The sequence below is a fragment of the Candidatus Brocadiaceae bacterium genome, from assembly GCA_012728835.1.
Lineage (GTDB): Bacteria > Planctomycetota > Brocadiia > SM23-32 > SM23-32 > JAAYEJ01.
The window spans coordinates 1-10,890 of the sequence record JAAYEJ010000007.1; the positions used below are offsets into that span (position 1 = coordinate 1).

The following is a 10,890-nucleotide window of genomic DNA, read 5'->3' on the forward strand; positions in this document are numbered from 1 at the left end:
CCGCCCCCCGAGCCGTCCCGCGCACACGCCGCCCGACACGGGCGCACGGGTGGCGGCCGACGCAACGGCGCGCCGCCGGCCGGTCCGGACGGTCCGATGCCGACCGGATCGAGTTGCCCGGGCGTCTTGACAGAACGGACCGCGCGGGTGTACACTTCTGGCACTGACATTTGTGCTGTCCGCGCCCGGAGGCACAAGTACCGGGGCAGTTCCGGCCCGGAAACCACCGCCGCCCGGCAGACTCAGGGAGCAGTCGAACAATGCCGAAGTCCAACTACCGCATCCTCCTGGTCGAGGACCAGGATCACATGGTCACGGCGGTCGAGATGATCCTGGGCGCCCAGTATGGGCTGCGCGTGGCCCGTTCGCTGGCCCAGGCGCGATCCATGCTCCGGGCCGAGTGGCCCGACCTGATGCTCCTGGACCTGGGGCTTCCCGACGGGCCGGGCACCGAGCTTCTGCAGGAGATCCGCGCCACGGGCATGCCGCTGGACGTGGTGGTCATCACCGTATCGCGCGACATCTCGGTGGCCGTCGAGGTGATGAAGTCCGGTGCCCTGGATTACATCCAGAAGCCCTTTGAGAAGGAGGACCTGCTGCTGTGCGTGCAGCAGGCGCACGAGCACTGGCGCCTGCGCACGGAGGTGCAGCGGCTGCGCAACGAGCTGTACGGCCCCTTCCACTTCGGCAGCATCGTGGCCCAGAGCCCCCAGATGCTCTCGATCCTGGCGGTTGCCCGCAAGATGGCGCGGTCCGAGGCGACGGTGCTCATCACGGGCGAGAGCGGCACGGGCAAGGAACTGGTGGCCCGGGCCATCCACTGCGACGGCAACCGGCGCGAGGGCCCCTTCGTGGCCGTCAACTGCGCCCAGTTCTCCGGCACGCTGCTGGAAAGCGAGCTGTTCGGCCACGAGAAGGGGGCGTTCACGGGCGCCACCGGCACCCGCAAAGGCCGCTTCGAGCTGGCCCACGGAGGCACGCTCTTCCTGGACGAAGTGGGCAACACGTCGCCCGAGATGCAGTCGAAGATCCTCCGCGTGGTCGAGACCCGCGAGTTCGAACGCGTGGGCGGCCAGGAGACCATAGGCGTCGACGTCCGCCTGCTGGCCGCCACCAACGCCGATCTGATGGAAGCGATCCGCCAGGGGAAGTTCCGCGAGGACCTCTACTACCGGCTCAACGTCGTCCCGATCGAGGTCCCCCCCCTGCGCGAACGCAAGGAGGACATCCCCGCGCTCTGCCGCTACTTCCTGAACAAACACTGCTCCCGGACCAACCGGTCCTTCCAGGGCATCACGCCCGAGGCCATGGGACTCCTGACGGCCTACCGGTGGCGGGGCAACGTGCGCGAACTCCAGAACGTCATCGAGATGGCCGTGGCCCTCGAGGACGGCGAGTGGGTGACGACGCGCTACCTGCCCGCCCACATCCTCGCCTGCACCGTGGAGATCGAGACCGCCGCCGCCTCGGACGGCAACGTGCTGGAGCGCGTGATCCGGGACTTCGAGCGCCGCTTCCTCGAAGAGCAACTACGCATCCACGACTGGAACCACCGCCGCACGGCCCGCGCGCTCGGCGTCCACCGCAACACGGTTGAGAACAAGATCAAGAAGCTGGGCATCCGCGAGGAAAGCCCCTCCCTGCCATGAACGCACCTCGGGGCACATGGGTCGAGGCCCTCAGCCGCCCGGGGATCCGGGAGGCCGACGTCCGCAACGCCCTGGGCGCGCGCTATGAGGTGCTCGCATTCGTCGGAACCGGCGCCGCCGCCTGCGTGCTGAAGGTCGCCGACCTGTCCGCCGGACGCGAGGTGCGCGCCGCCAAGCTGTCCGTCCTGAACGGCCGTCCGGACGCCCGCCAGGCCGCCCGCGCCGAATTCGCACTGGCCGCCCGCTTCAACCATCCGAACCTGGCCCGCTACTTCGACCTCGACATCCCCCCCGGCGGCCCGCTCGCGCTGACCACCATGGAGTTCGTCGACGGCGTCCCGTTCGGCGCCGGCGCGGCCGCTGCCGGCGCGGCCGCGGCCGGCCGCGACGCCGTCCTCGCCTGCGGGGTCATGGTCGAGGTGCTGCGCGGCCTCGCCTTCCTGCACGACGCCGGCCTCGTGCACGGCGACGTGAAGCCGGGCAACGTCCTGTGCGGCGTCTCTGACGGCCGCCCATACGCCCGGCTGCTGGACTTCCACCTGACCGTCCGCGCGGCCGGCCCGGACCAGGCGCCCCCCGGCGCACGCGGCACGCTCCGCTACATGGCCCCTGAGGTCGTCGCCGGCGGGACGCCCGAAGCGCGCAGCGACCTCTACTCGGCCGGCGTCATGCTCTTCGAGGCGCTCACAGGCCGCCGGCTCTTCGACGGCGCGCCCGGCGAGCTGGCCGCCCAGCATCTGGCCGCACCCGCCGCACGCATGCAGGACGCCGGCGCGCTGGCCGGCGTCCTGGAACGCCTGCTCAGCAAGCATCCCGAAGGACGCTACCGCACCGCCTCCGAAGCCATCGCCGCCATCGAGGAGGCCGCCGGAACCGGACGGCCGGCCGAGACGCCGGAGACGCTCCTGGGCCGCGTGCGCAGCGCCCCGCTGGTGGGCCGGGAGGCCGCCCTCCGCGCCTTCGACCAGGCCCTGGAGCCGCCGGCCGCCGTCCCGCCCGAACCCGCGCGCGCCGTCCTCGTGCGCGCCCGTGCGGGGCTCGGCAGGAGCCGTTTCCTCCGCGAGTGCCAGGTGCGCGCGCAGTGCGCCGGCCTGCACGCCCTGCGCCTGGAGGGCCCGCAGACGGCCGACGGCCTCCTGGACGCCGTCGAGCGCTGGGCCGGGGGCACCCCGCCGCCGCACCGGGCCGCCGCGCTCCCGGCAGCCTCGGGCGGCCTGCCGGAGGGCCCCGCCGAGGGCACCGTGCGCCTGCCGCCCGCCCTGCTGCGGCGCTGCAACGCCGTGACCGACCGGCTGGTGGCGAACGCCCGCGCGCGCCCGGCCGCCCTGCTGGTAGACGACGTGCACGCCCTGCCGCCGGACGCCGTCGAGTGCCTGCTGTTCCTGATGCGCGGCACGCTGCGGAACGGCATGGGCTTCGGCCTGACAGTGCCGGACGGCGCGCCCGTGAACGACGCGGTCTCGACGGCGTTGGAGGCCTGGCGCCGGGACGGCCTGCTGGTGGAGGTCGCCCTGGAAGAGCTGAGCCGCCAGGACCGCAGAACGCTCGTGCGCGCCGCCCTGCCCTCGGCGACCCCGGCCGCGGCGGTCGAGGCCCTGGCCGACGGCGGCGGCGGGTCGCCGGAGGTCATCGGCCTGACGCTCGAACACGTGATCGCCCACGGCGCCCTCTCGGCCGGCCCGGGCGGCGGCGTGCGCGTGCGCGAGGACCTGGCCGCGTCCCTGCCGGACGGGCTCTCGGCGCTGCTGGCGGACGCGGCCGGGGCACTGGACGAGCAGGGGCGCGGGGCGCTCCGGCTCCTGGCCGTGGGCGGCGAGGTGCCTGCGGCCGCACTGGCCGCGGCCGCAGGGCTGGAGGCGCACGCACTGCTGCCCATGCTGCGCACCGGGCCGGCGGCGCGGCTGGTCTCCTGCCGCCCGACGGACCGCGGGACGCTCTGCAAGCTCCAGCACCCGCGGCTGGCCGACGCGCTGCTGGAGGGGACGACCCGGGCGCAGCAGAAGCGTTTGCACGACCGGCTGGCCGACGCCCTGGCGGCCGCCGGCGATGAGGCGGCGGTGGCCCGGCACCGGCTGCAGGGCCGCACGCCCGGCGAGGGGGTGCGCCTCGTGCTCGCCCTGCTCTCCGGAGAGGCCGGGCGGCGCCCGCATACAGCCAACCTGGAACTGGTGCGCCTGGCGCTCGCCCGTGCGCGCGGCCCCGCCCGGCGGCAACTGCTGGAGGCGGCCGGGGACCTGGAATCCGCGCGCGGGCGCTTCCCGGAGGCCGTCGAGCTGCTGGAGAAGGCCGCCCGCCCCCGCGACCTGGCCGCCCCGGACCGCGTGCGCCTCCTGCGCAAGCTCGGCCACGCCTGCACGGAGGCGGGCCGCTACGCGGAGGCCCGCCGCATACTCCACCGCGCGCTCGCGGCCTGCGACGAATGCACGGCCCCCCAGGAAGCCGAACGCGCCAACATCACGCTCCTGCTGGGCGGTGCAGACTGCTATGAGGGCAAGTACGCCGAGTCCCAGAACCGGTACGAGGAAGCCGCCCGGCTGGCACGCGAACTCGGGGACGAATGCCTGACGGCAAAGACCCTGCACGGCCTCGGACTGGTGCACCTGGAGCAGCGCGCGCTGGAACAGTCGGAACAGGCACTCGTACAGGCGGCACGCGGACTGCAGGCGGCCGGCCTTGCCAGCGACGAAGCGGCGGCCCTGGCCGCGCTCGGCTACGTGGCCATGCTGGGCCAACGCTGGGACCGCGCAACGGAGCTGATCGGTCAGGCACTGCCGAAACTCCAGGAGACCGGGAACCTCCGCCAGCTTGCCCGGGCCCTGGTCTGCCTCGGGTCCGTGCACCAGAAGGGCTGTGGGTGGGCCGAAGCAGCGCAGCACTACGAAGCCGCTCTGGCCATCTCGGAACGGCTGGGGCACCTGATGGGGTGCGCAACTGCTCTTGTCAACCTATCCCAACTGCACGCCTCCAGCGGTCTGCTCGAGGCGGCGATTGCAGGGGCGGAAGACGCGGCCGCCCTGCTGCCCGGCGACCACCGCGTGTGCTGTCACGCGATGACCCGACTGGCTCGAGCGCAGTATGCTCTCGGTGACCTGCCTGCCGCCTGGCAATCCGCACTGACCGTGATAGAGCTGGCGGAAGCATCGGGGCTGGAGGTCCTTCTCGAATCCGGGCACAGGACACTGGGCGAGATAGCGGCTCTCCGATGCCAATGGTTCGCTGCCCGGGAACACCTCCGGACCGCACTGACGCTGTGCGAGGAGCGGCACTGGAAGGAGCGACACGCCCTGGGCACCGCGAGGCTCGCGGAAGTCATGATGAGTTCGGGCGAGAGGCCGGCCGCGTACGACCTCGCATGCGCCGCCCGCGCCGAGGCCGAGGCGTCCTCCCACGAACCCGTCCTTGCCGTCGCTCAGACCGTCCGGGGCAAGATCCTCCTGGCCATGGGGCGCGCCGACGAGGCCCTCGCCGAACTCAGTGCGGCGTCCTCCTTCTTCGAGAGGGCCCGTGTCTGGGACGAGATCGCAGAAGTCTCCCTGCTGCTGGCGCTTTCGCATATGAGACTGGGCCGCCCGCGATTCGCCATGCTCCATCTGCGGACTGCACTCGACAACGTGGAACGGGTGGCAAGCCATTTGCTGAGGCCCGGGAACCGTGCCGTGTTCCTGGCGGACCCGCGACGCCAGGCCCTGTTCGACGCCGCATCCGCGCTGAACGCACAGGTCGCGGAATCCTGAGACGAGTTCGAGGGAGGACGAGGTGACAGAGAAGGAAGCGACGCCGGGCGGCGACGACCCCCTTCGACGCGCACGCGTGCAGTTGCACGCAACCGAGCAGGCGCTGCGCCGTTCCGCCGACCCCGCCACGAGCACTCACGACGACCGCCTGGCGGACCTGCTCCAGGTCATCGAACAGATCAACGCAGAGCTGGACGTGGAACGCGTCCTGGCGATGGCAGCCGAACAGGTGATCGACATCTTCGAGGCCGAACGCGTGTTCATCGCCGACCTGCTGCCGGACCGGCAGATCCGGTTCCGCGCGGCCGTCACCTTCAAGGGGCGACCCGTACCGAACCCGCAGAACGAGGTCAGCCATGCCGTCGTCCGCGACGTGGCCGACAACCGCCGGCCCGTCCTGGTGGAGAACGCCACGCGCGACCCCCGATTCGCCGAGGTCTCCAGCGTCATCAACCTGCAGCTCCACTCGGTCATGGCCGCCCCCCTGACGGCGCGCGGCGAACTGCTGGGCGTGGTCTACGCCGACAACCGCCTGGTCACCGGCGCCTTCAGCCCGCACACGCTTGACCTGCTCGGCGTCTTCGCCAACCACATCGGCATCGCGCTGCGCAACGCCCAACTCTTCAACGACCTGAACGAGGCCCGGGCCGAACTGGCCCTGGCCGAACGCCTCCGCGCCATCGGCGAGGTGGCCGCCTTCATCGCCCACGAGGTGAAGAACCCCCTCGGCTCCATCCAGATCATGCTCGGCGCCCTGCAGGACCGCTGGCAGGAGCCCGACCTCCGCGCCAAGGTGTTCGAGATGGTGCCGCGCGAGATCCATCGCCTGAACGGCGCGGTCAGCCAGATCCTCGAATACGCCCGGCAGACGCCGCTCCTGAAGGTGCCGCTGAAGGTGTGCAAGCTCGTGCAGGCGGCGCTGGACACCCTGGCGCCGGAGGTCCGGGAGCAGGCCGTCGAGGTCCGCACGGACTTCGCCGAGGACGTGCCAACCGTCTTCGCCGACGGCGAGCGGATCCGCGAGGTGCTCGTGAACCTCCTGAAGAACGCCCTCGAAGCCATGGCCGCCGCGCCGCGCAGGGAACTGCGCCTGGCCGTGCGGCGCCGCGGCGCCGGCCACGTGGAGGTGATCGTGGAAGACACCGGCCCGGGCATCCCCGAGGCCGACCTGGAACGCATCTTCGAGCCGTTCCGTACCGGCAAACAGATCGGGTCCGGCGTGGGACTTGCGCTCTGCCAGAAGGTCGTGCGGGAGCACGGCGGACGCATCACAGCGGAGAACGTCCCGGACGGCGGCGCACGGTTCCGAGTCTCGCTGCCGCTGAGCGGCGCCTGACGGCGCCGGCGGCACCATGGCCTGTGCCCCGGCCCCCTGTCCGCACACCGCTGCTGGCTGCGGGACCGGCTCCGCGCCCGGCCGTATGCACGCGGTTGACCGGGTGTCCCGAGGAATGCACGCGCCCACGCAAGCCCCGGAATCACAGGGCGTAGCGCCCTCCTGACCATGAGGACCTCTCCGGAAAATGCGGCCGCCGCGCACGGACGGAACGGCGGTTGCTAAATCGGAGGGTACACGTCCTTGGTCCAAACGTGTGTTCGCCGGTCCGGCCCACAGCCGCACGGGGCGGCCCACCGCCCGGACGGCGGGTCCATCTCAGGAGGAGACGCAATGCGGAGTGCAGAAGGCCGGTTTCTGGCCCGGATGACGGCCCTCGTTCTGGCCCTGACGGTCGTCGTTGTCCTGGCGCCCCCCGCTCTCGCCGAAGACTTCGAGGACCCGATGTTCCCCCTGTCCCTCACGCCGCCCGTGGCCGTCTTCGGGAGCGTGGAGGCCGAGCCGCGCGGCGTGGGCGGGGCCTGGATCGATGCCCGGGAGGCGATCGAGCCCCAGATGTCCGTGCTGCTCATGACGGGCGCCGTGAACGTGTCGCCCGGGATGACGGTCGAAGTGGACGCCGGCCCGGTGTTCGAGTGCCGGCCGTCCGGAAGCTGAGCCCCTTGAGCGCCGTCCGAGAGGAGCGGATCGACGCGGGAGCGCGCCGATCCGCGGCCTCGGATCCGGGCGCCGCAGGCGCAGACCTCCTCGAGTTGGCGTGCTCCGAATGAACCTCACCCGAACACACAGACCGCCGAGCGCCGGTCGCCGGCCCTCCGGCCGCCGCCTCGCGGTGGTCGGCGCCCTTCTCCTCGCGCTCGCCCTGTCCGCATCGGCGCAGGAACCGCCCCCCGGGCTGGTCCTGCCCGGCGACGACCTGCCCTACGCCCTCGTGGACGGCTACCGCGTCGACTTCACCCGCAACGGCGCCCTGATGGTGTCGCGGGACGGCCGTGCGCTGTTCGACGTCGGGCTGGTCTACGCGCGCCCCGAGTGGAAGGAATGGGGCACGCAGATCCGCAGATCAGGCGCCGAGGACGGCTGGCACACGCCGCCCGGCGACGTCTCCACGCTGATCTTCCACGGGACGCTGCACGACGTCGACGGCACGCCGCGGTTCTCATACGTCCAGGAGACGAAGGTCCTCCCGAACGGCCTGCGGGTCGCCTACGAGGTGACCCCGCTGGCCCGGCGCGTCATCACCACGTGCGGCGTAACGCTCCATGTCCCCGTCGACAAGGCGCCGGACGGGCACATCGACCTCTGGCCCGGCTTCGGTTCCACGGAGATGCCCGAAACGTTGGGCTTCTGGGACGTTCACAGCGAGAGGGCCCGGGCGGCGGACATCGCGTTCGGCGGCACGCCGCACGTCAGCATCGCAGGCGACGGCACCCTGGACTGGCAGCTCCGCGATTACCGGTTCTGGCACGTCAACGCCTACTGGCTGACGGGTTCGGACCCCGAACTGACGCGCTCGCTCTGCCGGGGCGAGACGGGCTCGTTCGCGTTCGAGATGCGTCTGGGAGGCGCATCCGTGCAGCGCGCCACCCTCGACGGCCCCGCGGCGCCCGATGGCGCCACGGCGCCCGATGGCGCCGCCGTATGCGAGGTCAACGCCTACGGACGGGCGGCCGTCCACGCCGCCGGGCGGAAGATCGCCGAGGGCGGCCTGGCCTGGGTCGAGCCGCGCCTGGAATGGCTGCACCGCTCCGCCTCGGCCGCCGGGGCGCCGCCCATGGGCGCCGTGGTCGAGTCGGGCGGGCGGCCCGCCGTCTGCCGGGCCTCCCTCGATGCTGACGGCACCCTCCGCTGCACCGCCCGCGCCGCCGACGGCGCCGCCCCGGCCGTGCACTTCGCGCTGGCGGTGCCCGTGCAGGAGGCGCCCGCCGAACCGACGCTCGGCCGCGACACGCCGGACGGCACCCACACCGCCACGGTCGTCCTGAAGGAGGGCGGCGTGCTGACGCTCCGCTCGCAGTCGCCGTGGTCGCTCCGGCCGACGGTGATCGCGGGCGCCCGGTGCCACGTCCTGTCGACGCCTGCGGAGACCGCCGGCCCCGAGGCGGCCGCGCAGGTGCGGATGGCGTACGTCCCGGCAGCTCCGGACACGGAGGGGCAAGCGCAGTGAGGCAACACGTGCACGTCCTTTCGGCCCTGCTGCTGCTTGCGGCGCTGTCGGCGTTCGTTGGCCCGCGTGCGGAGGCCGCCCGGGCCGAGGACGGCGAGGGCGCGGCCCGACCGTTCGTCGTGGCTCTGCCGGACGACGCGGACACCCGCGGCGACTGGATCGGCAGCTACGGCTCGTATGTGTACATCCTCTGCGGGATGCGCGCGCCGTCGTCCCTGTACGGGGGCGAGGGCTGGCCGATCGACTTCTCCGCCGCCACCGGCGACCCCGAGGAGGCCGTCCGCGCGTGGCGATCCACGGCACCGGCCGAAGGCGACCGCAGCGTGCTGCGGGAGCCGAGCGGCCTGCGGCGGACCCCGGCCATCTACGACGACCACGGCGAGGTCCGGCCGCTCGGTGCCGGCCCGGACCTGCACTTCCGCCTGTCGATCCCCGAGGGCCCGTTTCTCCTGTCGCTCTACTTCTTCGAGGTCGACTGGGTCCAGTACCGCTCCTACCGGATCCGCATCTACGCCGCCGGCGAGGACGAGCCGCTGGTCACCTCGCAGATCGCGGACTTCCTCAAGGGCAAGTACAGCCGCTACGCCGCCATCGGCCCCGCCGACCTGCGCATCGTCATCGAGCGCGGCGACAGCCCGAACGCCGTCGTCTCGGCCGTCTTCCTGGACCGTCTGGTCGCTCCCGACCTGCAGTTGTTCGAGGACCTGGCCGACCCCGACGTCACGGCGGACACCGGACGGCCGCTGGAGCCGGACGCAGCGGACGAGGCCGCCCGGGCCGCGCTCGTTCGGTTGGGCGAGGCGCCCACGGACGCCGCGCGCGCAGACGCATACGTTTGCGCGGAGTGGCGCTGCGTCCGCTCGCTGCAGACCGCCGGGGCGGCGTCCCCGGCGGACTATTACGGGCGCCTGAACGGCCTGTGGGAGCCGGTCGAGGAGCGGCTCAGGAGCGCCTTCGAGTCGCTGCCGCCCGGCGCGCGCCGCTCGGAGGCCGGCCTGCTGCGCTACTTCGCCGCTCGGGCGCGCTGCGACTACGCGGCCGCGCGCACGGCGGCCCGCACCCTGGCGGCCGGTGTGCTGGACGACAGCCTGGCCGGGCGCGAGCCCTGGATGAGCGGCGCCCTGATGCTTGGGCAGTGCGCAGGCGCCCTGCTGGACGAGGGCCGGCGCGCGGAGGCAACGCCGTTCGTCGACGCCTACGCGGCCCTCTCGCTGGCGAAGGAGGAGCCCGAACGCGCGCGCGACAACCTGCTGCGGCTGGCGGACAAGGCCCTGAAGGCGGGCGTGCCCCAGCCCGTGGCCTCGGCGCTGGAGCGCTGGCAGGCCGCCCACGGCCCGCTGGACGCGCGCGGCCGCCTGATGCTGGGCAGTCTTTACTACGTCGGCGGGAAGAACGCGGAGACCTACGAAACGCTCCGAACCGTCGAGGCCGAACTGACCGACCCGACGCAGCGCATGTGGTGCCTCATCGTGATGTTCACGGCCCTGTTGCGCACCGACCGCATCGAGGAGGCGCAGGCCCTCCTGGTGCGACTGGAAAGGGAGTACCCGGGCGCACCGGAACTGGACGACGCCCACTATCGCCTCGGCGTACACCACTACGACCGACGCAACCTGGCGGCGGCCCGTCGGCGTTTCGAGCTTTTGAGGGACTCCACGCAGTCGGTCGTCTACCAGGAGATGTGCCGGGAGTACATCGAACGAATCTCACACCTGGAGGAGTTGAGACAACTGAAGGGCCGGTAACCCGGCGAAGAGTCTCAGAAAGGAGCAGGCGATGGACAGGATTCTGGTCGTTGAAGACGACGACTGCATGAACGCAAGCCTGGTGGCCGCGCTGGCCAACGAGTACGAGGTCCGGGCCGTCACCGACGGTGACGCCGCCGTGGACTTTCTGGATCACAACGCCGTGGACCTGGTTCTGCTCGACATGGTGATCCCCGAGCGGGACGGCCTGTCTGTGCTCTCGCACATCGCGGGGATGGCCCCGAAGCCGCAGGTGGTC

Annotated in this window: 7 protein-coding genes; all 7 read left to right on the forward strand. The window is 72.3% G+C overall.

What is annotated here, in order from left to right; genetic code table 11:
* The first annotated feature begins 260 nt into the window (after nucleotides 1-260).
* A complete protein-coding gene (locus GXY85_00740; GenBank protein NLW49354.1) occupies nucleotides 261-1,649 on the forward strand; it encodes a sigma-54-dependent Fis family transcriptional regulator in 1,389 nt (462 codons plus the stop codon).
* The gene (locus tag GXY85_00745) at nucleotides 1,646-5,383 is read left to right on the forward strand and encodes a protein kinase (protein NLW49355.1); all 3,738 of its coding nucleotides are present in this window, start codon (nucleotides 1,646-1,648) and stop codon (nucleotides 5,381-5,383) included. Before GXY85_00740 ends, GXY85_00745 begins: the two co-directional genes overlap by 4 nt.
* Before the next feature lie 22 nt (nucleotides 5,384-5,405).
* A complete protein-coding gene (locus tag GXY85_00750; protein NLW49356.1) occupies nucleotides 5,406-6,719 on the forward strand; it encodes a GAF domain-containing protein in 1,314 nt (437 codons plus the stop codon).
* A 333-nt stretch (nucleotides 6,720-7,052) separates the two neighbouring features.
* A complete protein-coding gene (locus GXY85_00755) occupies nucleotides 7,053-7,376 on the forward strand; it encodes a hypothetical protein (GenBank protein ID NLW49357.1) in 324 nt (107 codons plus the stop codon).
* Between the two features lie 109 nt (nucleotides 7,377-7,485).
* Nucleotides 7,486-8,886 carry a hypothetical protein gene (locus tag GXY85_00760; protein NLW49358.1) on the forward strand — a complete coding sequence of 467 codons (1,401 nt, stop codon included), beginning with the start codon at nucleotides 7,486-7,488 and terminating at the stop codon, nucleotides 8,884-8,886.
* Complete coding sequence (locus GXY85_00765) at nucleotides 8,883-10,631, forward strand: hypothetical protein (protein ID NLW49359.1); 1,749 nt, start codon at nucleotides 8,883-8,885, stop codon at nucleotides 10,629-10,631. The genes GXY85_00760 and GXY85_00765 overlap by 4 nt, the downstream gene beginning before the upstream one ends.
* A 31-nt stretch (nucleotides 10,632-10,662) precedes the next feature.
* A partial coding sequence (locus GXY85_00770) for a response regulator (protein ID NLW49360.1) occupies nucleotides 10,663-10,890 on the forward strand: 228 nt, incomplete at its 3' end.

Bases quoted from the DNA above. Each gene is read 5' to 3' on its own strand.
- GXY85_00740 (NLW49354.1), top strand. From the start codon at position 261: ATGCCGAAGTCCAACTACCGCATCCTCCTGGTCGAGGACCAGGATCAC.
- GXY85_00745 (NLW49355.1), top strand. From the start codon at position 1,646: ATGAACGCACCTCGGGGCACATGGGTCGAGGCCCTCAGCCGCCCGGGG.
- GXY85_00755 (NLW49357.1), top strand. From the start codon at position 7,053: ATGCGGAGTGCAGAAGGCCGGTTTCTGGCCCGGATGACGGCCCTCGTT.
- GXY85_00760 (NLW49358.1), top strand. From the start codon at position 7,486: ATGAACCTCACCCGAACACACAGACCGCCGAGCGCCGGTCGCCGGCCC.